This window comes from Bradyrhizobium tropiciagri, assembly GCF_001189845.1.
Classification (GTDB): Bacteria; Pseudomonadota; Alphaproteobacteria; order Rhizobiales; family Xanthobacteraceae; genus Bradyrhizobium; species Bradyrhizobium tropiciagri.
Window position 1 is genome coordinate 1 of sequence record NZ_LFLZ01000025.1, and the last position, 25,768, is coordinate 25,768.

Here is a 25,768-nt window from a genome sequence, read left to right on the forward strand (position 1 = left end):
AATGGCCGGACCGCCATTTGAAAACGAGATGAGGGGAGGGTCGGAGATATAGGGATTCCATAAAGATGGAACCGGCGCCGTTCTTACCCTCCCCTGGAGGGGGAGGGTCGCTTCACATCGCGTCAGCGATGCGAAGCGGGGTGGGGTGACGGTCCCTCCGCGTCCAACAGTGCCCGTGTTAAGAGATCACCCCACCCCGTTTCGCATTCCGCTTCGCTGCATGCGAACCGACCCTCCCCCTCCAGGGGAGGGTGGAAGCAAGCGAAAGCGTTTGCACAACCTATCGGGATTCGTTGCCACGTCAGGACGACAGCGCAGAGCGGCTCGGCACTTATACGATTCCTATAACGTCCTTATGCGCCACCTCTCGAAAACCTATGCCCCGGATGGCACCTCACGGCGATCCGGTGCGGAGCGCTTATACGGTCGCCCGCGCCCCTCGGATGCAAAGGAGTCTCTCATGATGGACATTCTTATGGCGGCGCTGGCGATCGGCTTCTTCGCGGCCGGCATCGGCTACGCCTACGCCTGCGAACGGCTGTAACGGAGGCGGCGATGATCTTCGATTACTCGCTCGCCGGCCTCGTTTCGCTCGGCCTGTTGTTCTACCTCACTTACGCATTGCTGCGGCCCGAACGCTTCTAGGCGGCCCGCGATGTCTGCGCTTTGCACGATTCTGTTGGCCGACGCGGCGCTGACCGGGCTGTTGCTCGGCATGTTCGCGTCGCTGCTGCGCTTCGCTCCCATTCGAAAGGTTTGACGCGATGACCGTCATCGGCTGGATTCAAATACTTCTGTTTTGCGCTGTTGTGATCGCGCTGGTCAAACCGCTCGGCTGGTACATGACCCGCGTGTTCAACGGCGAGCGCACCTTCCTCTCCCCGGTGCTGCGCCCGGTCGAGCGCGGCATCTACTGGGTTGGCGGCGTCGACGAACGGCGCGAACAGCACTGGCTGACCTATACCGTCGCCATGCTGCTGTTCCATGTCGGCGGCTTCGCCCTGATCTACGGCCTGATGCGGCTGCAGGCAGTGCTGCCGTTCAACCCGGCCGGACAGACGGCGGTTGCCGAGGATCTCTCCTTCAACACCGCGATCTCCTTCATCACCAACACCAACTGGCAGAACTACGGCGGCGAGAGCACGCTGTCCTATCTGGTCCAGATGCTGGGCCTGACCCACCAGAACTTCCTGTCGGCGGCGACCGGCATCGCGCTCGCGATGGCGCTGATCCGCGGCTTCACCCGTTCGTCGATGCGCACGGTCGGCAATTTCTGGGTCGATGTGACGCGCTGCACGCTCTATGTGCTGCTGCCGATCTGCATCGTCTACACGCTGTTCCTGGTCTGGCAGGGCATGCCGCAGGCGCTCGGCGCTTATGTCGATGCCGCCACGCTGGAAGGCGGCAAGCAGACCATCGCGCTCGGGCCTGTCGCCTCGCAGGTCGCGATCAAGATGCTCGGCACCAATGGCGGCGGCTTCTTCAACGCCAACGCCGCGCATCCGTTCGAGAACCCGACCGCGCTGTCGAACCTCGTGCAGATGATCTCGATCTTCGCGCTGGGCGCCGCGCTGACCAATGTGTTCGGTCGTATGGTCGGCAATCAACGCCAGGGCTGGGCGATCTTCGCCGTGATGGGCGTGCTGTTCGTCGCCGGCGTCGCCGTCACCTATTGGGCGGAAGCCAACGGCACTTCCATCCTGCATGCCTTCGATCTGACCGGCGGCAACATGGAGGGCAAGGAGGTCCGCTTCGGCATCGTCGCGTCCTCGCTGTTCGCCGTCGTCACCACCGCCGCATCGTGTGGTGCGGTCAACGCCATGCATGACAGCTTCACCGCGCTCGGCGGCATGATCCCGCTGATCAACATGCAGCTCGGCGAAGTCATCATCGGCGGCGTCGGTGCAGGTTTCTACGGCATGCTGCTGTTCGTCGTGCTGGCGATCTTCGTCGCCGGCCTGATGGTCGGCCGCACCCCGGAATATGTCGGCAAGAAGATCGAGGCGCGCGAGGTCAAGATGGCGATGCTCGCGATCCTGGTGCTGCCGCTGATGTATCTCGGCTGGACCGCGGTCGGCGTGGTGCTGCCATCGGCGGTGGCCTCGATGGCCAATGCCGGCCCGCACGGCTTCACCGAAGTGCTCTATGCCTTCACCTCGGCGACCGGCAACAACGGTTCGGCCTTCGCGGGCCTCACCGGCAACACCCTGTTCTACAATCTGACGCTCGCGATGGCGATGTTCGTCGGCCGCTTCTTCATGATCGTGCCGGCGATGGCGATCGCAGGCTCGCTGGTCGAGAAGAAGTCGATCCCGGCCTCGGCGGGCACCTTCCCGACCACCGGCGGGCTGTTCGTCGGCCTCGTCATCGGCGTGATCCTGATCATCGGCGGTCTGACCTTCTTCCCGGCGCTGGCGCTCGGGCCGATCGTCGAGCACCTCGCGATGAACGCCAGCACCCTGTTTTGATCAGATATGTCCGGAGTGACATCCATGGAAACCACAAGACTGCAGAAGCAGGTGACGGCGTCGACCATGCTCGACCCGAAGATCCTGGTGCCGGCGATCAAGTCGGCGTTCGTCAAGCTCGATCCGCGGTTGATGGCGAAGAACCCGGTGATGTTCGTGGTCGAGGTCGTGGCGGCGCTGACCACCCTGATCTTCGTGCGCGACCTCGTCACCGGCAACGCCAATCTCGGCTTCACCTTCCAGATCATCCTTTGGCTCTGGTTCACGGTGCTGTTCGCCAACTTCGCCGAGGCGGTCGCCGAAGGCCGCGGCAAGGCGCAAGCGGAGTCGCTGAAGAAGACCCGCACCGAGAGCCAGGCCAAGCTCCTGACCGGCACCGACCGGACCTATCGCATGGTGCCCGGCACCTCGCTGAAGGTCGGCGACATCGTGCTGGTCGAGGCCGGCGACAACATCCCGTCCGACGGCGAGGTGATCGAAGGCGTCGCGTCGGTCAACGAGGCCGCCATCACCGGCGAGTCTGCGCCCGTGATCCGCGAATCCGGCGGCGACCGGTCGGCGGTCACCGGCGGCACCCAGGTGCTGTCGGACTGGATCCGTGTCCGTATCACCGCAGCTCAAGGCTCGACCTTCATCGACCGCATGATCAAGCTGGTCGAGGGCGCCGAGCGGCAGAAGACGCCGAACGAGATTGCGCTCAACATCCTGCTGGCGGGCCTCACCATCATCTTCGTGTTCGCGACCGTGACGATCCCGAGCTATGCGGCCTACGCCGGCGGCTCGATCTCCGTCGTGGTGCTGGTGGCGCTGTTCGTCACGCTGATCCCGACCACGATCGGCGCGCTGCTGTCGGCGATCGGTATCGCCGGCATGGACCGTCTGGTGCGTTTCAACGTGCTGGCGATGTCCGGCCGCGCGGTCGAAGCCGCCGGCGACGTCGATACGCTGCTGCTCGACAAGACCGGCACCATCACGCTCGGTAACCGCCAGGCCACCGCGTTCCGCCCGATCCGCGGCGTCTCCGAGCAGGACCTCGCCGACGCGGCGCAGCTCGCCTCGCTGGCCGACGAAACGCCGGAGGGGCGTTCGATCGTGGTGCTCGCCAAGGAGAAGTACGGCATCCGCGGCCGCGACATGCACGAGCTTGCCGCGACCTTCGTGCCGTTCACCGCGCAGACCCGGATGAGCGGCATCGATGCCGGCGCGTCCTCAGTCCGCAAGGGCGCGGTGGACGCTATCCTTGCCTATGTCGACGGCGGCGCGCCGCGTGCGGTTGCTTCCGGCAATACCGTCCGCGCCGTCGCGGCGACGATGAGCGCCGAAGCGCGCGAGATCCAGGCCATTGCCGACGAGATCGCCAAGGCCGGCGGCACGCCGCTGGCGGTGGCCAAGGACGGCAAGCTGCTCGGCGTCGTGCACCTCAAGGACATCGTCAAGGGCGGCATCCGCGAGCGCTTTGCCGAATTGCGCCGGATGGGCATCCGCACCGTGATGATCACCGGCGACAACCCGATGACCGCGGCCGCGATCGCGGCCGAGGCGGGCGTCGACGACTTCCTGGCCCAGGCAACCCCCGAGGACAAGCTCAAGCTGATCCGCGACGAGCAGTCCAAGGGCAAGCTGGTCGCGATGTGCGGCGACGGCACCAATGATGCGCCGGCGCTCGCGCAGGCCGACGTCGGTGTCGCCATGAACACCGGCACCCAGGCCGCCCGCGAGGCCGGCAACATGGTCGACCTCGATTCCAACCCGACCAAGCTGATCGAGGTGGTCGAGATCGGCAAGCAGCTGTTGATGACCCGCGGCGCGCTGACCACGTTCTCGATCGCCAACGACGTCGCAAAATACTTTGCGATCATCCCGGCGATGTTCCTCGCGTTCTATCCGCAGCTTCAGGTGCTGAACGTCATGCATCTGGCCAGCCCGCAGAGCGCGATCTTGTCGGCGATCATCTTCAACGCGCTGATCATCATCGCGCTGATTCCCCTGGCGCTGAAGGGCGTCAAGTATCGCGCAGTCGGCGCCGGCGCGCTGCTCGGCCGTAACCTGATGATCTATGGGCTCGGCGGCATCATCATCCCGTTCATCGGCATCAAGGCGATCGACCTCATCGTCGCCGCCTTGGGCCTGGCTTAACCCCGTAACCGTCATTGCGAGGAGCAAAGCGACGAAGCAATCCATCCATCCTTTGTGCCGATCCATGGATTGCTTCGCTTCGCTCGCAATGACGAAGGAGACTTAGGAGAGTTATCATGCTGAGAGAAATTCGTCCCGCCATCCTCGTGCTGGTCCTGCTGACCGCGATCACGGGCTTTGCCTATCCGCTCGCCATGACGGCGATCGCCGGCGTCATCTTTCCGAAGCAGGCGCAAGGCAGCCTGATCGAGCAGGACGGCAAGGTGGTCGGCTCCGCCCTGATCGGGCAGGAGTTCAAGGAGGAGAAATATTTCCACGGCCGGCGTCGGCGACGGTCGCGCCCGATCCGAACGATTCCACGAAGACCGTTCCGGCCCCCTATAACGCGGCGAATTCCGGCGGCTCCAATCTCGGCCCGACCAGCAAGGCGTTGAACGACCGGGTCAAGGAGGATGTCGAGAAGCTGAAGGCGGAAAACCCGACCGCCAGCGTGCCGGTCGATCTCGTCACCACCTCGGCAAGCGGGCTCGATCCGGACATCTCGCCGGACGCAGCGCTGTTCCAGGTGCCGCGAGTGGCCAAGGCGCGCAGCATGTCCGAAGATGCGGTGCGTGAGCTGGTGACACGGAACACGCAGGGCCGCTTCGCCGGCGTGATCGGCGAGCCCCGCGTTAACGTTCTTGCGCTCAACCTGGCGCTCGACGCAGCCAAGGCGAAATAGGGGAGTAGGCCCGCTCTCGCAGGATGACTATATTGCGGTATGGCCAATCAGCGTGACCCCCATAAACGACCCTCGCCGGATGCGCTGCTGGAAGCGGCGCGCCGGGAGACCGATCGCTCGGGGCGGCTGAAGATCTTCATCGGCGCCGCCCCCGGCGTCGGCAAGACCTATGAGATGCTCTCGAGCGCCCACGCCCGCCTCAAGGCGGGCGTCGACGTCGTGGTCGGTGTCGTCGAAACCCACGGCCGGATGGAGACCGAGGCGCTGCTGAAAGGCCTCGAGGTGATACCGCGCAAGCGGCTGGCCTATCGCGACCAGACGCTGGAGGAGATGGACCTCGACGCCGTGATCGCGCGGCGGCCCCAGCTCGCGCTGGTCGACGAGCTTGCCCATACCAATGCGCCGGGCAGCCGGCACCCGAAGCGCTATCTCGATGTCGAGGAGCTGCTGTCGCACGGCATCGACGTCTACACCGCGATCAACATCCAGCACATCGAGAGCCTCAACGACGTCGTCGCGCAGATCACCCATGTGCGGGTGCGGGAGACTGTCCCCGACTCGGTGGTCGATCGCGCCGATGCCATCGAGCTGATCGACCTCACGCCCGACGACCTGATCCAGCGGCTGAAGGAGGGCAAGGTCTATGTGCCCAAGCAGGCCGAGCGGGCGCTGGAGCACTATTTCTCGCCCGGCAACCTGACCGCGCTGCGCGAGCTGGCGTTGCGCCGCACCGCCGAGCGGGTCGACGAGCAGCTGCTCAATCACATGCAGGCCAACGCGATCCAGGGGCCCTGGGCCGCAGGCGAGCGCATCCTCGTTTGCCTGAGCGAGGACCCTCGCGCGGCCGGCCTCGTGCGCTACACCAAGCGCCTGGCCGACCGGCTGCATGCGCAATGGACCGCCGTCAGCATCGAGACGCGGCGCAGCCTGCAACTGAGCGACGAGCAGCGCGACCGGCTTGCCGACACCATGCGGCTTGCCGAATCGCTCGGCGGCGAGGCGCTGACCCTTCCCGGCGTCGGCCGCCGCATCGCCGACGACGTCATCAATTTCGCCCAGGCCAACAACGTCACCCAGATCATCATCGGCAAGTCGACGCGCTCGCGCTGGTTCGAGCTGACCCACGGCTCCGTGGTGCACGATCTGGTGCGCCGCGCCGGCAATATCAGTGTCAACGTGATCGCCGGCGACGAGCTGCCGGTCGGCAAGGCCGCAGTGCAGACCGCGCAGCGGCAGGAGCCGTTCAATCCGCGGCCCTACCTGATGGCGCTGCTGCTGACGGCGATCGGGCTCGGCGCGGCCAAGCTGATCCAGCCGGTCTTCGGCATCGAGAATGTCGACCTCGTCTTCATCACCGTAGTGGTCGGCGCGGCGGCGCGCTACGGCCTGTGGCCGTCGCTGCTGGCCAGCGTCGCCGCCTCGCTGTGCTACAATTTCTTCTTCCTGCCGCCGGTCTACACCTTCACGATCACCGACCCGACCAATGTCGCGGCGTTCTTCTTCTTCATGCTGATCGCGCTCCTGGTCTCCAACGTCGCGGCGCGGGTGCGCACCCAGGCCGACACCGCGATCGGCCGCGTCCGCACCACCGAATCGCTCTACGCTTTCAGCCGCAAGCTCGCCGGCACCGCGACGCTCGACGACGTGCTCTGGGCGACAGCCTACCAGATCGCGCTGATGCTCAAGGTGCGCGTGGTGCTGCTGCTGCCGGAGGACGGGATGCTGACCGTCAAGAGCGGCTATCCGCCCGAGGATCAGCTCGATCAGGCCGATCTTGCCGCTGCCAATTGGGCCTGGGGCAACGACCGCCCGGCCGGCCGCGGCTCCGACACGCTGCCCGGTGGCAAAAGGCTGTTCCTGCCGATGCGCACCGGCCGCGGCCCGATCGGCGTCATCGGCATCGACGACGACCGCACCGGACCGTTGCTGACGCCCGACCAGCGCCGGCTGCTCGATGCGCTGGTCGACCAGGGGGCGCTCGCGATCGAGCGCGTGCTGCTGGTCGAGGACATGGACCGCGTCAAGCGCACGGTGGAATCCGACCGGCTGCGCGGCGCGCTGTTGACCTCGATCTCGCACGACCTCAAGACGCCGCTGGCCTCGGTGCTCGGGTCGGCCTCGGCGCTGCGCGATCTCGGGACGAACCTCAGCGACGCCCAGAAGCACGATCTGCTTGCCACCGTGATCGACGAGTCCGAGCGGCTCAATCGCTTCATCGCCAATCTCCTTGATATGACCAAGCTGGAATCCGGCGCCATCGTGCCGAACACGGCGCGGCACGATGTCGGCGAAATCGTCGGCAGCGCGCTGCGCCGTGCCGCCAAGATCCTGGTGCATCACCGGGTGTCGCTTGAGCTTGCGGCCGATTTGCCGATGCTGGAGCTCGACGCCGTGCTGTTCGAGCAGGTGCTGTTCAACCTGCTCGACAACGCCGCCAAATACGCCCCCTCGGATACCACGATCTCGATCCGTGGCGCGCGCGACCGCGACACCATCGCGCTGCAGATCCTCGATGAAGGCAACGGCATTCCGGCCGCCGAGCTCGAAAGCGTGTTCGACAAGTTCTATCGCGCCGAGAAGGGCGATCATGTTCGCCCCGGCACCGGCCTCGGCCTGGCGATCTCGCGCGGCTTCGTCGAGGCGATGCGCGGCACGATCGCGGCGGCCAACCGCTCCGACCGGAGCGGCGCCGTCATCACCATCCGCCTGCCGATCCCGGCCGACACCAACGCGCTGGACACTGCTGCATGAACGCGACGCCGATCAAGGTCCTGGTCATCGACGACGAGCCGCCGATCCGCAAGCTGCTGCGGATGGGACTGAGCACGCAGGGCTACGACATCCTCGAAGCGTCAAACGGCAAGATCGCGCTGGAGATGCTTGGCGAGGAGCCGGCGCTGATCATCCTCGATCTCGGACTGCCCGACATCCAGGGCCATGACCTCCTGCGCATGATCCGCGGCCGCAACGAGAGCGTTCCGGTCGTGGTGCTGTCGAGCCGCGGCGACGAGGCCGGCAAGGTGCAGGCGCTCGATCTCGGCGCCGACGACTATCTGACAAAACCGTTCGGCATGGATGAATTGCTGGCGCGGCTGCGCGCGGCGCTGCGCCACCAGCTGCAGGTGCAGGGCGAGCGGCCGGTGTTCCGCTCCGGCGATCTCTCGGTCGATCTGGTGCGCCGGATCGTCAAGGTCGCTGACCGCGAGATCAAGCTGTCGCCGAAGGAGTATGACCTGCTGCGCGTGCTGGTGCAGCATGCCGGCAAGGTGCTGACCCACCGCTTCCTCTTGAAGGAATTGTGGGACGAATTGACCGACGCGCAATATCTGCGCGTCTATGTGCGCCAGCTCCGTCAGAAGATCGAGGCCGATCCCGAGCGCCCGCAATTCGTGCTGACCGAGACCGGCATCGGCTATCGGCTGCGCGCGGCGGATTAGCTTCGGAACCTTCGCTCAGATCGAGGCTTGTTCTCCCTTACCGGGAGAGAAGCCATGGCAAGAAAATACTCGCGGAAGGCATCAAGCGATGTCGAGCGTGTGATGAAGAAGCGCAAGGCCGGGACGCTGCGCAGCGGCCGCTCGAAGAAGAAGGTGAAGAGCCGCAAGCAGGCGATCGCGATCGGCCTGTCGGAGGCGCGCGCCAAGGGCCGCAAGGTGCCGAAGAAGGCGTCCAAGAAGACGGCGAAGAAGAGGAAGACGGCCAAGAAGCGCAAGGCTGCGAAGAAGCGGTAACATCTATCGCCCCGTCATTGCGAGGAGCGAAGCGACGAAGCAATCCATCCCTCCAAGCGCGCGGAGAGATGGATTGCTTCGCGGAGCCTGTCATCCGGCGGCGCTGCGCGCCGACCGGGTGGCTCGCAATGACGTGGAGAGGGATTAGCCCGCCTTCCGCGACCGCGCGCTCGACCTGTGCGCCTTCTTGGCAGCACGACGATGCGAGGTCGGCCGGCGCGCCGTGGAACGCCGCGCGCCACCTTTCCGGTCCTTCAAGCTCTGCTTCAAGGCGTCCATCAGGCTCACCACATTGCTCGGCTTCTCCTCGCGCTCGGCCGCCTTGATCGGCTTGCCGGCGGCCTTGCGGCGGACCAGGGCCTTGAGCGCGGTCTCATACTCGTCCTTGAATTTCGACGGATCGAAATGCGCGGCCTTGCTGTCGAGGATGTGGCCGGCGAGCTCGATCATGTCCTTGGTCACCTTCGGGCTCTTGATGTCGTCGAAATAATCGTCGGCATCGCGCACCTCGTAGGGGTAGCGCAGGGTGGTGCCGAGCATGCCCTTGTCGAGCGGTTCGATCGCGATCACGTGCTCGCGGTTGGTCAGGACGATGCGCGCCAGCGCGACGCGGTCCTGGTCCTTCATGGCGTCGCGGATCACGGCGAAGGCATCGACGCCGGCCTTGCCATCGGGCCGGATGTAATAGGGATGGTCGAGATAGCGCTTGTCGATCTCGCCCTCGGGCACGAAACTGTCGATATCGATGGTATGGTTGCTCTCGATCTGCACCGCCTCGAGCTCGTCCTTCTCGATCTCGACATATTTGCCCTTGCTCACCTCGTAGCCACGGCCCTTCTGGTCGCCGTCGACGATATCGCCGGTCTCGGTATCGACCATCTGCTGCTTCAGCCGGTTGCCGGTCTCCCGGTTGATCATGTGGAAGCGGGTTTTCTCGACCGTGGTCGAGGCCGGATAGAGCGCCACCGGGCAAGACACCAGCGAGAGTTTGAGCGTGCCTTTCCAGTAGGCGCGGGGAGCGGCCATGATCGTCTCCAAACAGCTTGAGTTTGGAACTTGAACGGATACCGTAGGTTTTGGTTCCTGACGGCCGCGCGCCCGCGGCGGCCGCCATTTGCGCCGAGGCCTGCACGTGTCGCTGAGAAATCTCACCACCTATCGCAAGAAGCGCGACTTCGAGAAGACCAATGAGCCGTCGGGCGACGTCAAGGTCGCACCAGCGAAGCAGCGGCGCTTCGTGATCCAGAAGCACGACGCGACCCGGCTGCATTATGATTTCAGGCTGGAGTTCGACGGCGTCTTCAAGTCCTGGGCGGTGACGCGCGGGCCCTCGCTCGATCCGCATGACAAGCGCCTCGCGGTCGAGGTCGAGGATCATCCGCTCGACTATGGCGATTTCGAAGGCACCATTCCCGAGGCCAGTATGGCGGCGGCACCGTGCAGCTGTGGGATCGCGGCACCTGGGAGTCTGACGATCCCGAGCGCGGCTTCAAGAAGGGCGACCTGAAATTCACGCTGCATGGCGACAAGCTGCACGGCAGTTGGGTGCTGGTGCGGATGAAGAGCGACCGCTTCGGAGGCAAGCGCACCAACTGGCTGTTGATCAAGCACCGCGACGAGTACGCCGTCGAGGGCAATGGCGAGGCGATCCTCGACGAGGACCGCTCGGTCGCCTCCGGCCGCTCGATGGCAGAGATCGCGGCCGGCAAGGGCCGGGCGCCGAAGCCGTTCATGCTGGCCAAGGGGAACGGCAGGGCCAAGGCGGATGCGGTCTGGCAGTCCAATCACGGCGTGACCGCGGACGCGCGCGCGAAGACCAAGGCGCCGGCGCCCAAAGAAAAACTGAAGGCAAAGTTGAAGGCGCCGCCGAACGCGAAGCCGAAGCCGGTGTCCGACATGCCGAACTTCGTCTCGCCGCAGCTTTGCGCCGCGGTCGAGAGTCCGCCGAATGCTGCGGGCTGGTGCCACGAGATCAAGTTCGACGGCTACCGCGTGCAGCTGCGGATCGAGGATGGCGAGGCTGTGCTGAAGACCCGCAAGGGGCTCGACTGGTCCGACAAGTTCGGCGCCATCGTGAAGGAGGCCGGCAAGCTGCCGGATGCCCTGATCGACGGCGAGATCGTCGCGCTCGACAAGAACGGCACGCCGCATTTCTCGACGCTGCAGGCAGCGTTGTCGGACGGCAAGACGGACCAGCTGATCTTCTTCGCGTTCGACCTGCTGTTTGCCGGCAAGGAGGATCTCCGCCTGCTGCCGCTCACCGAGCGCAAGGTGCGGCTGAAGGCGCTGCTCGCGGCGCGCAAGGGCAGCAATCCCCTGGTCCGCTATGTCGAGCATTTCGAGGAGCGCGGCGATGCCGTGCTGGATTCGGCGCGCAAGCTCGGCCTGGAAGGCATCGTCTCCAAGCGGCTCGACGGCGCCTATCGCTCCGGCCGCTCCGACGACTGGACCAAGACGAAAATCCGCGCCGGCCAGGAGGTCGTGATCGGCGGCTGGAAGACCACCAACGGCAAATTCCGCTCGCTGATAGCCGGGGTCTATCGCGACGATCATCTCGCCTTCGTCGGCATCGTCGGCACCGGCTTCGGCCAGGACACCGTCCGCCGCATCATGCCGGCGCTGAAGGCGGCGGCATCAGACACCAGCCCGTTCGGCGGCAAGAATGCGCCGAAGAAGACCCGCGACGTGCACTGGCTGAAGCCCGAACTGGTCGCCGAGATCGAGTTCGCCGGCTGGACCGACGCTCAGAATATCCGCCAGGCGGCGTTCAAAGGCCTGCGCCGGGACAAGCCGGCGCATGAGGTCGAGGCCGAGCGGCCGGTCGTAACCAACGTGGTGAAGCCGATGGCGAAAGGGCGATCAGCAGGGAAACCATCCGGCGAGGTGATGGGTGTCACCATCTCCCATCCCGACAAGGCATTGTGGCCCGACGCCGGCGACGGCGCGCCGGTGACCAAGCTCGACCTCGCCAACTATTTCGCGGCGGTCGGCGAATGGATGATCGGCTATCTCAGGGGCCGGCCGTGCTCGATCGTGCGCGCGCCCGACGGCATCAAGGGCGAGACCTTCTTCCAGCGTCACGCGATGGCCGGCACGTCGAAGCTGCTGAAGCTCGCCAAGGTGTCCGGGGATCGCAAGCCGTATCTGCAGATCGACCAGATCGAGGGGCTTGCTGCGGTCGCGCAGCTCGGCGGCCTCGAGCTACATCCCTGGAATTGCGCGCCCGATGCCTACGACACGCCGGGCCGGCTGGTGTTCGATCTAGATCCGGCGCCCGACGTCGCATTCTCCGACGTGATCGACGCCGCCAAGGACATGCGGCAGCGGCTGACCGCGGTCGGCCTCGAGAGTTTCTGCAAGACCACCGGCGGCAAGGGCCTTCACGTCGTGGCGCCGCTGCTGTCAGGCGCGAAGGACAAGGTGACCTGGAAGGAGGCAAAGGCGTTCGCGCAAGGCATCTGCCAGTGGATGGCGCAGGATGATCCCGAGCGCTATCTGATCAACATGTCGAAAGCCAAGCGCACCGGAAAGATCTTCCTCGACTATCTGCGCAACGACCGGCTCTCGACCGCGGTCGCGGTGCTGTCGCCGCGGGCGCGTCCGGGCGCCACCGTGTCGATGCCGCTGACCTGGACCCAGGTGCGCGGCGATCTCGATCCGAAGAAATACACGGTGCGGTCGGTGCCGGGGCTGCTCGTGAAGACCAAGGCCTGGGACGGCTATGACGAGGCTGCGTCCTCGATCAAGGCGGCGATGAAGCAGCTCGCAGCACAGTGAGCGATTTCTCTTCGTCATACCCCGCGACCCGTCTTCGCCAAGCTTCGCCGGGGTAAAGGGGCTGGGCCCGCCGAACCTTTAGCGAAGGCGGCAAGCGGGGTATCCAGTACGCTGCGGCTGATCGATTCAATCGTTGGCGCCTCTGGAATACTGGATCACCCGCTTTCGCGCGGGTGATGACAGGTGTCGATGCGGATAGTCCGCGGTACGCGCGACGCTATAGCCGCCCGAGCAGCAGCAGGATCAGGAGGATCACGATCACGAGGCCGAGGCCGCCGCCGCCGTAATAGCCGGTGCCATAGAACGGTCCGCCGCCGATGCCGCTGAAGCCGCCGAGCAGTGCGATGATCAGAATAATAAGAATGATCGTTCCAAGTGACATCTCAATCCTCCTCAGCCCCGCGGGCCTGTCGTCTCTGCCTTCGGGGGAGGAAACAACCCGCAACTATGAAGGTTCCGGATTGAGCGGCGCGATAAAACTGTGTGATCTTCCATTTGCGGTGGAACGGAACTACATGAACGGAATCCATGGAGGAGTGCACCGCGATGTCGGCTCCGCTGATCGTCTCGATTCCCCACAGCCTCGGCCGCGACGAGGCCATGCGTCGCTTGAAAGCCGGTTTGTCGCGCGCAGCGGCGAACGTGCCGGTCATGAGCGTCGACGAGGAGCGCTGGGAGAACAACCGCATGATTTTTCGCGTCCGCGCGCTGGGGCAGGTCGCGGCCGGACATCTCGATGTCGAGGATACCAATGTGCGGCTGGAGGTGACGTTGCCGTGGCTGCTGCAACGCTTCGCCGAGGTTGCGCAGGCCGCCATTCAGAAGAGCGGGCAGTTGCTGCTGACCAAGCGCTGATGCGCTGCGCTAGCTGTGCAGGCGCGCACGCCTTGCGGCTTGCTTCGCTCCCGCCGCGGCCTTCGCTTTCAGCACCGCGACCGGCAGCTCGGCGAACAGCGTCGCGAGCTGAATCCTGCTGTTTCCGCCCGGGAGCGTGTATCCAGTCAGGTCGATCTCGCCTTCAAAGGCGTCCGCGCGCGGCCAGCTGCGTCCGCCCTGCGTGAACGGCGCAAATGATTTCGCCACTGCGACGATGACCGCTTCGCGGCCATGCCGCCTTGCGAAGGCGACGACATGATCGCGATGCGCGCCGCTGACGGTGAGCGGTTCGTAGGCGCCGCTGGTGAAGACTTCGCGAAGCTCGTTGCGCAGTCTCAGCAGATGCCGCGTCCACGCGAATTTCAGGCGGCCGTCGCGCCAGGTCTCTGTCAACGCGTCCCAATCCGGCGCTTCCAGCGCGGCGAGCAGCTCCGCACGTTCGGCAAAGTCGACCGGACGGCGGTTGTCGGGGTCGACGAGCGAAAGGTCCCAGCTTTCGGTGCCTGGTAGAAATCCGGCACGCCCGGCATCGTCGCCTTCAGCGTGATCTGGCTGAGCGAGTTCAGCGCGCCGATCAGCGCGGTACGCTCGGCCAGCGTATTCAGCGCGTCGAGGAATTCGGGCGAGGCCTTGCGATCGAGGATCCGGTCGATGAAGGTCTTCACGCCGGCTTCATAAGGTTCGTGCGGATTGAGCCAGCTGGTTTCCTGCTTGCCTTCGCGCGCCGCCTTCAGCGCATAGGCCTGGATGCGTCCGACCAACGATGGATCGTCCGGGTTCCAGGCGCCGAGCAGGGCCTGATACAGCATGTATTCGAACGTCGCCGACGGCGCCCGCATCTCGCCGTCCAGCACCAGATGCGGGGCGTTCAGCACCTTCCAGCGCGCCACCGCGCTGGTCCATTCGCCGGGGATTTCCGCAAGCGCCATGATCCTTGCGCGGGCGTCCTCGCCGCGCTTGGTGTCGTGGGTCGCCGTCGAAGTCATGCCGTGCGGCCATTCGCGGACGCGAGCCTGCATCATACTGTGGAAGGTCCCGGGCGCGATCGCGCTCGCCGCGGGATCGCCGCCGACCTCGTTGAGCGCGAGCAGGCGGTGGTAGCGGTAGAACGTCGTGTCCTCCAGCGACTTCGCCATCATCGGCCCGGTGAATTGCTGCACCTTCAGCGCGAAACGCCGCACCCGCGGCGCGCTGTGTGGCGGTCGGCCGGGATTCAGCAGGTCCATGGTCAAGGCATCGCGCAGGAAGTCGAAGATGCCTTCGTCGGCGGCGAACCAGTCGGCGCGGGCGCGCTCGATGGTCTCGCTGATCAGCGCGCGATCGTGCACTGTCGGGCCGGAGGCAGTGAGATAGGTGCGGTAGACCGGGAAGTGCAGCACATAGAGCTCGAGCGCCTGCCGCAGGCTGTCGGCGGAGAAGTCGCGGCTCGAATAGTGCCCGCTGGCGATGCGCGCCACGAGCCGTGCCAACACGGTGAACTCGCTGGTCAGCAAGGTCTCCAGCACGCGGCGTTTGGCCGCGCGCAGCACCGGCGTCAGGTTCGGCGACTGGTTGCTGATCTGGCGCCAGATCTCGCTCAGCGGATCGAGGCCGCTGCCATCGACCAGCACCTGGCTGATCGTGTTCATCCATTCATAGCCGGTGGTGCCGTGCACGCCGGCAAACTTGGTCAGCCTCTCATCCTCGCCGAGGATCTTCTCGATCACCATGTAGAACGGCTTGGCCTTGGCAGCCTGCGCTGATCGGATCAGGCGGCGCAGCCGCTGGAAATACTGGGCGGGATCGCGCAGGCCGTCGATATGGTCGAGCCGCAGGCCCTGCAGCCGGTCTTCCGCGATCAGCCGCTTGACGAGGCTGTGGCTCGCCTCGAAGGTTGAGGCGTCCTCGACCCTGAGGCCGGCCAGCGTGTTGACGTCGAAGAAGCGGCGATAGTTGATGTCGCTGGAGGCAAGCCGCCAGTGGCCGAGCTTGTAGTGCTGGCGTTCCAGGAGATGATGCAGCGCCAGCGTCTGGGTTGGCCGATCCTCGCCGGCGCGGTAGGCATCGAGCCCGCGCGCGACGGTCTCGGCACTGCCCTCGATCGCCTTGATCGCGGCCTTCAGGACCGGCGCTTCCTTGCGGTTCGGGTGACGCAGCCCGCGATACCTGGCGGCGAGCTCAAGCAGAGCGCGCCCGGCCGGGCTGTCTTCTGCGGCGGCCTCGCGGACGATAGTCCGCAGCACCTCGCCATAGCGCTCCGGCGCGATCGGCAGGCGATGCTCGAAATACCAGGCGGAGAAGCTGCCTTCGTTTGCGTCGAAGCGCAGTACGATCTCGCCGCGCTCCAGCGCCTGGCCATAGGACGAGCCGAGGATCGGCAGCAGCACGCCGCCGCGCGCGCGATAGGGCAGCTGGTCCCAGTCGATGTCGAAGGACACCGCGTGCGGCGACACCGGTCCCCATTCCAGCACGTCGAGCCACCACGGATTATCGGCGAAATGCACGCCGACATGGTTCGGTACGAAATCAAGGATCAGGCCGAGGCCGTTGCGCTTCAGTGCGGCGCTGAACCGCGCAAAGCCCTCCTCGCCGCCGAGCTCCGGATTGAACTTGGTGTGGTCGACGACGTCATAGCCATGGGTCGAGCCCTTGCGCGCCTTCATGAAGGGCGAGGCGTAGACATGGCTGATGCCGAGCGCCTTCAGATAGGGCGCCACATTGGCGGCGGCATCGAAGTCGAAATCGGTAGTGAGTTGCAGTCGGTAGGTCGCGATCGGGATCGCCGGAGGCATTGTGCTATCCGATGTGCCAGCGCACCGCCCAGCCGGGGAGGTCGCTCGACAACGCGCCGCCCCAGATCACGGTTCCCTTCGGTTCCGCCGCGCCGCTGATATCCCGATCCGACAAATTGGCCGTGAGCCACAGCGTGCGGCCGTCGCCCATCTGCCAATGCGCGGTCAGGAGATCGCCCGTGACACGGTCGCCGCCGAAGCGCGCCCCGGTCAGCCGCGGCGTGATCTCGCGCCGACGCACGGCGAGAAGGTTGCGCACCAGTACCAGCCGTGTGCGCGCCGGATCGTGGCCGAGTGCAGCCCAGTCGAGCACGGCCGACCGTGCCGTCTCCTCGGCAAGCGGATCGGGAATGTCGTTGCCATATTTGGCATAGGCCCAGGCGAACTCCTTGCGCCGCCCGGCGCGGACCGCGTTGGCGAGGTCGCCCTTGAAATTGCAGAAGAACGGAAACGGCGTCGTCGCGCCCCATTCCTCGCCCATGAACAGCATCGGTGTGTTTGGTGCGATCAACGTCACTGCCAGCGCAGCCTCGATCGCCTGCGGCTTTGCGATGCTCTCGAGCCTATCGCCGAGCGGCCGGTTGCCGATCTGGTCGTGATTTTGCAGGAAGTTGATGAAGCAGGTCGGCGGGAGCATGCCGCTCGGCTCGCCGCGGGCCTTGCCGCCCCAGAACTCCGAGACTTCGCCCTGGTAGATGTAGCCGGACGACAGCGCGCGTGCGAGATCCTGCTTCGGCGTCCGGTAGTCGCCGTAATAGCCCTGCTTTTCTCCGGTCAACAGCACGTGCCAGGCGTGATGATAATCGTCGTTCCACTGGCCGCGGAATTTGCCGTGCGGCGGGTCCTCGGCGGCATCGAGCAGGCTTGCGATGTTGTCGCCGTTCTCCAGCACGAGGTTGATCTGCCGGCCGGTCTCGGTGGCGAGCTGGCCGGCGGCCTTGCTGAAGTCGTGCAGGATGGAGACCTCGCCGGCTTCGACGATGGTGTTGACCGCGTCGAACCGCAGCCCGTCGAAGCGATAGTCGCGCAGCCAGGACACCACGCTGCCGATCGCAAACGCGCGCACTTCAGGCACGCGATAATCGATCGCGCTGCCCCACGGCGTATGCGCGTCGCTGAAGAACGTCGGTGCATAGCGGCCGAGATAATTCCCCTCTGGCCCAAAATGATTGTAGACCACGTCGAGCATCACCATCAGCCCGCGCAGATGCGCCTCGTCGATCAGGGTCTTGAGGTCTTCGGGCCGGCCATAGGCGCTGTCGGGCGCGTACCACAGCACGCCGTCATAGCCCCAGTTGCGCTTGCCTGCGAAATCCGCCAACGGCATCAGTTCGAGCGCGGTGATGCCGGCTTCAACGAGATGATCGAGCTTGTCGATCATGGCGCGGTAGGTGCCTTCCGGCGTGAAGGTGCCGACATGCGCTTCGAGAATTACGGCTTCATGCCACGGACGTCCACGCCACTCGGTTGCGCGCCATTTGAGGGCGGTGTGATCGATCACCTCGCTTGGGCCGAACACGTCGTCCGGCTGGAAGGCGGAGGCGGGGTCGGGGACATCGACGTCGTCATCGATGCGGAATTTGTAACGTGTACCGGCGCGCGCGCCCGGGATTTCGCCGACGTACCAGCCGGCCGCATCGCGCGTCAGCCTATGCGGCTTGTCGAGCAGGAGGTCGACGCGCTTTGCCGCCGGCGCCCAGAGCCGGAAGCGCGTGCCATCAGCGGTGAGTTCGGGTCCGAAATGCTGCGCGCTCATGCGGAGCCTGCAAATGCGAGTACCGAGCGCGGCGGTGCCGTGGTGTCAGCACCGGATGCGAATTGCTCGGCGGTCTGCTCCGCCTTGGTCGTGTTCAAGACCTGCTGCCAGCTGCTGTATTCCGCCATCCTCGGCATCCTGAACACGATCTCCTGCGGCGCGGCATTGAGCACGATAAAGATCGGCGCCTGCCCTTGTTCCATCGGCCCCAGCACGTAGGCGAGGAACCGGCTTTCCGGGAATTTCCAGTCGGACTCCTTCATCTCCTCCGCTGCCGGCGTCAGCCAGAGCACGCCATAGCTGCCGTCGGTGCGGCGGCCGTCGAGCCAGCTCTGGCAGCGGATCTGGCCGAAGCGCTGGCGCAGCGCCGTGAGGTGGCCGATGAAATCGATGGCGTCATCGTCGGTGCCGAGGTTCTCCCAGCCGATCCAGCCGGTCTCGTTGTCCTGGCAATAGGCGTTGTTGTTGCCGGTTTGGGTGTTGGCGACCTCGTCGCCGGCGAGGATCAGCGGTGTGCCCTGCGCGAGCAGCAGGCAGGCCAGCGCATTCTTTCTGAGCTGCCGGCGCAGCGCGATGATCGTGGGATCGTCGGTCGGGCCTTCATGGCCGCAATTGTTGCTGTGATTGTCGTTGGAGCCGTCGCGATTGTCCTCGCCATTGGCCTCGTTGTGCTTCTCGTTGTAGCTGAAGAGGTCGGCGAGCGTGAAGCCGTCATGCACCGTGATGTGGTTGATGCTGGCGCGGGTTGCGCGGTTGTCGTGGTGGAACAGATCCGATGACGCGGTCATGCGGCCGGAGATGTCGCCGATCAGGCTGCCTTCGCCGCTCCAGTAGCGCCGCATCGCGCTGCGATAGCGGTCATTCCACTCCGACCATTGCGACGGAAACGCGCCGACCTGGTAGCCGCCGAGACCGAGGTCCCAGGGCTCGGCGACCATCTTGGCGGTCGCCAGCACCGGGTCCTGGCGGATCGCGGTGAGGAGGGGATGGTTGCGGTCGAACCCGTTCGGCCCGCGCGCCAGCGTGGTCGCGAGATCGAAGCGGAAGCCGTCGACATGGCAGACCTCGACCCAGTAGCGCAGCGAATCCATCACCATCTGCAGCACGCGCGGATGGGTGAGATTGACCGAGCTGCCGCAGCCGGTGAAGTCGTCATAGAAGCGCGGGTTCTCGCGGTTCAGCCAATAATAGGAGGCGTTGTCGATGCCGCGGAAGCACAGCGTCGGGCCCATATGGTTGCCCTCGGCGGTGTGGTTGTAGACGACGTCGAGCAGCACCTCGATGCCGGCATCGTGCAACCGTGCGACTGTTGTACGAAACGAGTCCAGCGCATTGTCCTGGGCGTAGCGCGCCTCGGGTGCAAAGAAGGCGATGCTGTTGTAGCCCCAGTAATTCGACAGCTTCTTCTCGACCAGCACACGGTCGTCGATCAGGCCGTGGATCGGCAGCAGCTCGATGGTGGTGACGCCGAGCCGCTTGAGGTGGTCGATCATCGCTGGCGACGACAGCCCGCCATAGGTGCCGCGCAAATTCGGCGGCACGTCCTCGCGCTTCTGCGTCACGCCCTTGACGTGGGCCTCGTAGATGATGGTGTCGGCCCAAGGAATATGCGGCCGGATCTCGCGGCGGCCCCAGTTGAAGGTCTCGTCGACCACGACGGCCTTCGGCATGCCGCGGGCATTGTCGCGCCGGTCGAAGGAGAGATCCTCGCGCGCGCTGCCGGTGCGATAGGCGAAGTGGGCATCGCTCCACACCAGCCGGCCGGCGAGCCGCTTGGCGTAGGGATCGAGCAGCAGCTTGTTGGCGTTGAAGCGGTGGCCGCGCTCCGGCGCGTAGGGCCCGTAGACGCGGTAGCCGTAAAGCTGGCCCGGCGAGACGTCGTTGAGATAGCAGTGCCAGACGTCCTCGGTGCGCTCCGGCATCTCGATCCGCTCGAGCTCGCGGCGGCCCTGGCCGTCGAACAGGCACAGCTCCACCTTCTCCGCATTGGCCGAGAACAGCGCAAAATTGGTGCCTCTGCCGTCCCAGCTTGCACCGAGCCGTGCGGAGGTTCCCCCGGTCAGTCGCATGAATCAGCTTTCCGGTACGAGGAAGATCGCAGCCAGCGGCGGGATGGTCAGGCTCAGTTCCGGCGTGGCGCCTTCCGGGGCGCGCACTTCGCCGATATTGCCGACATTGGTGCCGCCGTAATGCGCGGAGTCCGAGTTGAACACCTCGTGCCACTTGCCCGCGAACGGCACGCGGACGCGATAGTTGCGATAGACGTTGGGCGAGAAGTTCGTGACCACGAGGCAGCGCGCGCGGGCATCATTGCCCTTGCGGATCCAGGCGAACACGTTGTTGTTGGCGTCGTCGGTGACGACCCATTCGAAGCCGGCCTGGTCGCAGTCGAGCTCATGCAGCGCCGGCAGCGCGCGATAGAGACGGTTGAGGTCGCGGACCAGGTTCTGGATGCCGCTGTGCCGCGGTTGCTGCAATAGATGCCAGTCGATCGAGTAGTCGTGATTCCACTCGCGCTCCTGGCCGAACTCGCAGCCCATGAACATCAGCTTCTTGCCGGGGTGCCCGAACATGAAGCTGTAATAGGCGCGTAAGTTCGCAAAGCGCTGCCAATCATCGCCGGGCATGCGGCCGAGGATCGAGCGCTTGCCGTGCACGACCTCGTCGTGGGACAGCGGCAGGATGAAGTTCTCCGAGAAGGCGTAGTGCAGGCCGAACAGGATGTCGCCGTGATGGAATTTGCGGTGGATCGGATCCTTGCCGATGTATTTCAGCGTGTCGTGCATCCAGCCCATATTCCACTTGTAGCCGAAGCCGAGCCCGCCATATTCGACCGGGCGCGATACCTGCGGCCACGCGGTGGATTCCTCCGCCGCGGTCGTCGCCTGCGGGAAGTGCGCGAACAGCTCGGTGTTGAAGCGGCGCAGGAAGTCGATCGCCTCGATGTTCTCGCGCGCCGCCATATTTGTTCGGGATCCAGCCGCCCGCGGGCCGGCTGTAGTCGAGATAGAGCATCGAGGCGACGGCATCGACGCGCAGCCCGTCGATGCCATAGCGATCGAGCCAGAACAGCGCGTTCGACACCAGGAAGTTGGTGACCTCGGTGCGCCCGTAATTGTAGATCAGCGTGCCCCAATCGAGGTGCCGGCCCTGCAGCGGATTGGCGTGCTCGTAGAGCGCGGTGCCGTCGAAATTGCCGAGACCATGCGGATCGTCGGGGAAATGTCCGGGCACCCAGTCCAGCAGCACGGCGAGACCGGCGCCGTGGCAGGCGTCGATCAGCGCGGCGAAATCATCTGGCGAGCCGAAGCGGCTGGTCGGGGCGAACATGCCGGTCGGCTGGTAGCCCCAGGAGCCGTCGAACGGATGCTCTGATATGGGCAGGAATTCGACATGGGTAAAGCCCATGTCGCTGGCATAGGCCGGCAGCTGCTCGGCCATCTCACGATAGGTCAGCCACTCATTGCGGCCCTTGCGCCGCCACGAGCCGAGATGGACCTCGTAGATCGACATCGGCGAGCTCAGCGCGTTGACGCGATCGGGCGCTGGGCGCGGGTGCGGGATCTTGCGCTCGTCGATCACGATCGAGGCGGTCTTCGGGCGCACCTCGGCGGCGAACGCCAGCGGATCGGACTTCAGCGGCAGATGCTGGCCGTTGCGCCCGATGATCTCGAACTTGTAGTGGTCGCCGACCCGCGCACGCGGGATGAACAGCTCCCAATAGCCGGGGCCGCGCACCCGCATCGGATGCCGCCGTCCGTCCCAGAAATTGAAGTCGCCGACCACGCTGACCCGCCGCGCATTCGGCGCCAGCACCACGAAGCCGATGCCGTCGACGCCGTCGAGCGTCATCGGATGCGCACCCAGCGTGTCATAGACGCGCTGATGCGTGCCTTCGCCGAGCAGGTAGAGATCGAAATCGCTCAGGATCGGCGGAAAGCGGTAGGCGTCCTCCAGTTCGACGACATTGTCGCCGAAGCGGGCGCGGAGCTGGTAGCGCCTCGAGCCGTTCGGCAGGGGACCTGCGAACAGGCCGGCGTCGTGGATCCGCGCCAGCGGTGCCGTCTCGCCGTGCTCGCCGATCGCCTCGACATTGGCGGCATCGGGCAGGAAGGCGCGCACCACGTTGCGATCCCCCTCGGTGTGGAGGCCGAGATAGTGGAACGGATCGGAGTGGCGGCCCTCGATGATGGCATAGGCCTCGGCGGGCAGTTTGCTCATGCAACCTCATGCGACTGTTGCGCCAAAATCCTTAACAGGCCGGTCAGCGGCACCCGCAGCCAATCCGGCCGGTTGGCCAGCTCATACTCGATCTCGTAGAAGGCTTTCTCAAGCAGGAAAAAGCTGAGCAGGCGATCGGCCGCCTTGGCGTCGGTGGGCCACAGGCGCTGGCCCGTGATGGTCTCGCGATAGGCGGCCAGCAGGGCGTCCGTGGCCTGGTCCCGCCATTCGGCCAAAGCGAGGCTCAACCTGCCGCTCTCATCGGGCGAAACCTTGAGCGCGCGTTCCAGCGCCGCCATGGCGGCATAGTCGATCGAGCGGATCAGGCCGGCGACGTCGCGTGCCGCCGGCGCCTTGCGGCGCCGCTCGGCGATGGTGCGGCCCGGCCCACCGTCGAAATCGATGATAAAGACGTCGTCCTTGACCACCAGCAGCTGGCCGAGATGCAGGTCGCCATGGTGGCGGATGTTGAGCCCGTCGCTCTCGCGCGGCAGCAGCGCCTTCAGCCGCTCCGGCAGCATGTCGTGCTGGGCCTGCAACTGATCGGCCAGCAGCCGGTCGGCCTCCTTCAGGGAGCCGCGCCGTTGCTTCAGCGTGTCGAACACGCGCTCGGCGCGCGCCATGATCTCGTCGTTCCAGCGTTGCAGATCCTCGGGCCTGGTCGGCTCGGGTGCGAAGTCCGGCAGGTCGCGGTTGCTGGCGAGCGCGACGTGCAGCTCGGCGAGACGCTTTCCGCCATGCGACAGGTGGCGCAGATAGGTGGCGTGATCGCCGTTCTCCTCCGGATGTTCGCTCGCCGCAAGCAGGCGCTGCCGCTCGATGAGGCGGTCGAGGTGCGAGGCGCCGACGTTCCAGAGGTCACCCTGGTTGACCACCATGGTGTGCAGCACCGCGATCGCGCTGCGATTGTCGCCGTCCACCAGTTCCGAGGTGCCGAGCAACGCGGGCGTGTTGGGGAAATTGACCACTTCCGTGAGGAAGCGGCCCATCTCGATTTCCGGATTGATGCCGACCTCGAGCTTCCGGTAGATCTTGGTGACATATTCGTTGTCGACCAGCGCGGTCGAATGCGGCTGATCGTTCTCGAAGACGCGGATGCGCTCGGGCTGCCGCACCGGGCGGTCGGAGAAGCGGCTGGTCGGCCGGAATTCGAGCTTCAGGCCTTGCTCGCTTTCGTTGACCGTGAGGTTTTCCCGCAAGTTGCGCAGGAACAGGCCGGTGAAGATCTGGTCGGTGGCGACATCGAGCAGCGTGCCCTCGCGCGCGCCCTGGCGGACGGCGGCGAAGGCGCGCGGGTTGTAGCGCTCGCGGTCGAAGCGCACCCACTCGATCTGCATCGGCAGCACGTAGCGGCTGGTATTGCCGCGCTCGGTGGTTTCGAAGAAGATCAGCCAGGGCCGGTTGTCGCCGATGTCGCAGAACGGGATCGCGGCCACCAGCGCCGGCTGGATCGCCTTGGCGGAATGCTCCGGGTACCAGCGCGTGCGGGCGAGATGGCCGGGCAGCACGTCGTGCTCGAACACGCCGCGCTCGCGCGCCAGCGACGTCCAGGTCGAATTGAGCGGCACCACCAGGGTCTCGAATTCCGGCACCGCCCGCGGCTTCACCGGCTCGGACTTGTCGCGCTCCTGCAACTGGAACCAGTAGAAGCCGTAGGGTGCCAGCGTGATCATGTAGGGCAGTTCGCCGATCGCGGGGAAGCGCGTGCGTCCCAGCATCTCGAGCGGGATGCGGTCCTTGAAGGCGGAGAGGTCGAGCTCGGTCGCCTGCGCCGAGCGTGACAGATTGGCGACGCACAGGATGACCTCGCCCTGGTACTGCCTGACATAGGCGAGCACCGAGCGGTTCTCGGGGCGGATGAAGGTCATGGTGCCGCGCCCGAACGCCAGCGTCGACTTGCGCACCGCGATCAGCCGCTTGGTCGCCGACAGCAGCGACGACAGGCTGCGCGACTGTGCCTCGACATTGACGGCCTCGTAGCCGTAGACCGGGTCCATGATCATCGGCGCGTAGAGCCGCGCCGGGTCGGCGCGCGAGAAGCCGCCGTTGCGGTCCGGCGACCACTGCATCGGCGTCCGCACCCCGTTGCGGTCGCCGAGATAGATGTTGTCGCCCATGCCGATCTCGTCGCCGTAATAGATGATCGGCGTGCCGGGGAACGAGAGCAGCAGCGAGTTCATCAGCTCGATCTTGCGCCGGTCATTGTCCATCAGCGGTGCAAGGCGGCGGCGGATGCCGACATTGATGCGGGCGCGCGGGTCGTTGGCGTAGGTCGACCACAGATAGTCGCGCTCGACGTCGGTGACCATTTCAAGGGTCAGCTCGTCGTGATTGCGCAGGAACAGCGCCCATTGGCACGCCGACGGGATGTCGGGCGTCTGCCGCAGGATGTCGGTGATCGGAAAGCGGTCTTCCTGGGCGATCGCCATGTAGATGCGCGGCATCAGCGGGAAGTGATAGGCCATGTGGCATTCGTCGCCATGGCCGAAATATTCCTGCACGTCCTCCGGCCATTGGTTGGCCTCGGCCAGCAGGACCTTGCCCTTGGCATAGGCGTCGAGCTCCTGGCGCAGCCGCTTGATGATGGCATGCGTCTCCGGCAGGTTCTCGTTGTTGGTGCCGTCGCGCTCGCACAGATAGGGAATGGCGTCGAGCCGGAAGCCGTCGACACCGGTGTCGAGCCAGCGCTTCATCACCTGCACGATGGCGCGCACCACGCGCGGATTGTCGAAGTTCAGATCCGGCTGGTGCGAGAAGAAGCGGTGCCAGTAGAATTGGCCGGCTTCCGGATCCCAGGTCCAGTTCGACTTTTCCGTATCGGTGAAGATGATCCGCGTATCGAGGTATTTCTGGTCGGTGTCGCTCCAGACGTACCAGCTGCGCGCGCTCGAATTCGGCGGGCTGCGGCGCGCGCGCTTGAACCAGGCATGCTGGTCCGAGGTGTGGTTGACGACGAGCTCGGTGATGACGCGCAGGCCGCGCTTCTTGGCTTCCTGGATGAAGCGCTTGAAGTCCTTCATCGTCCCGAAATCGGGATTGATGTCGCCATAGTCGCCGATGTCGTAGCCGTCGTCGCGGCCGGGCGAGGGATAGAACGGCAACAGCCACAGCGCGGTGACGCCGAGCTCCTGCAGATAGCCGAGCTTCTCCGTCAGCCCCGCGAAGTCGCCGATGCCGTCATTGTTGCTGTCGGAAAACGCCTTGACGTGCAGCTGGTAGATGATCGCGTCCTTGTACCACAGCTGGTCGGTGGTCTCGGTCGCGACCTTCGCCTCGGTATTGACGGAGGAGAATACGTTCATGACGGCTCC

General features: G+C 65.4%; 12 protein-coding genes and 4 pseudogenes. 9 read left to right on the forward strand and 7 right to left on the reverse strand.

Translation table 11 applies throughout. From position 1 onward, the window contains the following. The first annotated feature begins 555 nt into the window (after nucleotides 1-555). From AKN84_RS20540 to AKN84_RS20570, 7 genes and pseudogenes are all read left to right on the forward strand, one after another. Entirely contained in the window at nucleotides 556-645 is a 90-nt protein-coding gene (locus AKN84_RS20540) for a K(+)-transporting ATPase subunit F (protein ID WP_016846764.1), read from the forward strand. A gap of 119 nt (nucleotides 646-764) precedes the next feature. Continuing rightward, nucleotides 765-2,468, forward strand: a complete 1,704-nt coding sequence (kdpA, locus tag AKN84_RS20545) for a potassium-transporting ATPase subunit KdpA (RefSeq protein WP_050422466.1) — start codon at nucleotides 765-767, stop codon at nucleotides 2,466-2,468. Between the two features lie 24 nt (nucleotides 2,469-2,492). After that, a complete protein-coding gene (gene kdpB / locus AKN84_RS20550) occupies nucleotides 2,493-4,604 on the forward strand; it encodes a potassium-transporting ATPase subunit KdpB (RefSeq protein ID WP_050422467.1) in 2,112 nt (703 codons plus the stop codon). A 116-nt stretch (nucleotides 4,605-4,720) separates the two neighbouring features. Continuing rightward, nucleotides 4,721-5,325: pseudogene (locus tag AKN84_RS20555) on the forward strand (K(+)-transporting ATPase subunit C). Nucleotides 5,326-5,364: 39 nt separating this feature from the next. After that, nucleotides 5,365-8,076 carry a sensor histidine kinase gene (locus tag AKN84_RS20560; protein ID WP_050422468.1) on the forward strand — a complete coding sequence of 904 codons (2,712 nt, stop codon included), beginning with the start codon at nucleotides 5,365-5,367 and terminating at the stop codon, nucleotides 8,074-8,076. After that, nucleotides 8,073-8,762 (forward strand): response regulator, encoded by a 690-nt coding sequence (locus AKN84_RS20565; RefSeq protein WP_050422469.1) that lies wholly within the window; start codon nucleotides 8,073-8,075, stop codon nucleotides 8,760-8,762. Before AKN84_RS20560 ends, AKN84_RS20565 begins: the two co-directional genes overlap by 4 nt. A 54-nt stretch (nucleotides 8,763-8,816) precedes the next feature. Beyond that, nucleotides 8,817-9,056: a DUF6496 domain-containing protein gene (locus tag AKN84_RS20570; RefSeq protein WP_050422470.1), complete on the forward strand. Its 240-nt coding sequence runs from the start codon at nucleotides 8,817-8,819 to the stop codon at nucleotides 9,054-9,056. 144 nt (nucleotides 9,057-9,200) lie between these two features. Here the strand turns inward: AKN84_RS20570 and ku are convergent, their stop codons facing one another. After that, a complete protein-coding gene (gene ku / locus AKN84_RS20575) occupies nucleotides 9,201-10,082 on the reverse strand; it encodes a non-homologous end joining protein Ku (protein ID WP_050422533.1) in 882 nt (293 codons plus the stop codon). Between the two features lie 181 nt (nucleotides 10,083-10,263). On the opposite strand from ku, the pseudogene AKN84_RS20580 reads away from it, so the two are divergent. Continuing rightward, nucleotides 10,264-12,830, forward strand: a pseudogene (locus AKN84_RS20580) (DNA polymerase ligase N-terminal domain-containing protein); the annotation flags it as partial. A gap of 220 nt (nucleotides 12,831-13,050) precedes the next feature. On the opposite strand, the gene AKN84_RS45790 reads toward AKN84_RS20580, so the two are convergent. Continuing rightward, entirely contained in the window at nucleotides 13,051-13,215 is a 165-nt protein-coding gene (locus AKN84_RS45790; protein WP_074125080.1) for a DUF3309 family protein, read from the reverse strand. 164 nt (nucleotides 13,216-13,379) lie between these two features. On the opposite strand from AKN84_RS45790, the gene AKN84_RS20585 reads away from it, so the two are divergent. Further along, the gene (locus AKN84_RS20585; protein WP_050422534.1) at nucleotides 13,380-13,688 is read left to right on the forward strand and encodes a polyhydroxyalkanoic acid system family protein; all 309 of its coding nucleotides are present in this window, start codon (nucleotides 13,380-13,382) and stop codon (nucleotides 13,686-13,688) included. 9 nt (nucleotides 13,689-13,697) lie between these two features. Here the strand turns inward: AKN84_RS20585 and treY are convergent. From treY to treS, 5 genes and pseudogenes are all read right to left on the reverse strand, one after another. After that, nucleotides 13,698-16,480: pseudogene (treY, locus tag AKN84_RS20590) on the reverse strand (malto-oligosyltrehalose synthase). 4 nt (nucleotides 16,481-16,484) lie between these two features. After that, nucleotides 16,485-18,236: a malto-oligosyltrehalose trehalohydrolase gene (gene treZ / locus AKN84_RS20595; RefSeq protein ID WP_050422471.1), complete on the reverse strand. Its 1,752-nt coding sequence runs from the start codon at nucleotides 18,234-18,236 to the stop codon at nucleotides 16,485-16,487. Continuing rightward, the gene (glgX, locus tag AKN84_RS20600) at nucleotides 18,233-20,305 is read right to left on the reverse strand and encodes a glycogen debranching protein GlgX (RefSeq protein WP_050422472.1); all 2,073 of its coding nucleotides are present in this window, start codon (nucleotides 20,303-20,305) and stop codon (nucleotides 18,233-18,235) included. Before glgX ends, treZ begins: the two co-directional genes overlap by 4 nt. Before the next feature lie 3 nt (nucleotides 20,306-20,308). Next, nucleotides 20,309-22,457: pseudogene (gene glgB / locus AKN84_RS20605) on the reverse strand (1,4-alpha-glucan branching protein GlgB). Continuing rightward, nucleotides 22,454-25,759 (reverse strand): maltose alpha-D-glucosyltransferase, encoded by a 3,306-nt coding sequence (gene treS / locus AKN84_RS20610; RefSeq protein WP_050422535.1) that lies wholly within the window; start codon nucleotides 25,757-25,759, stop codon nucleotides 22,454-22,456. The pseudogene glgB and the gene treS overlap by 4 nt, the downstream one beginning before the upstream one ends. Nucleotides 25,760-25,768: the final 9 nt, after the last annotated feature.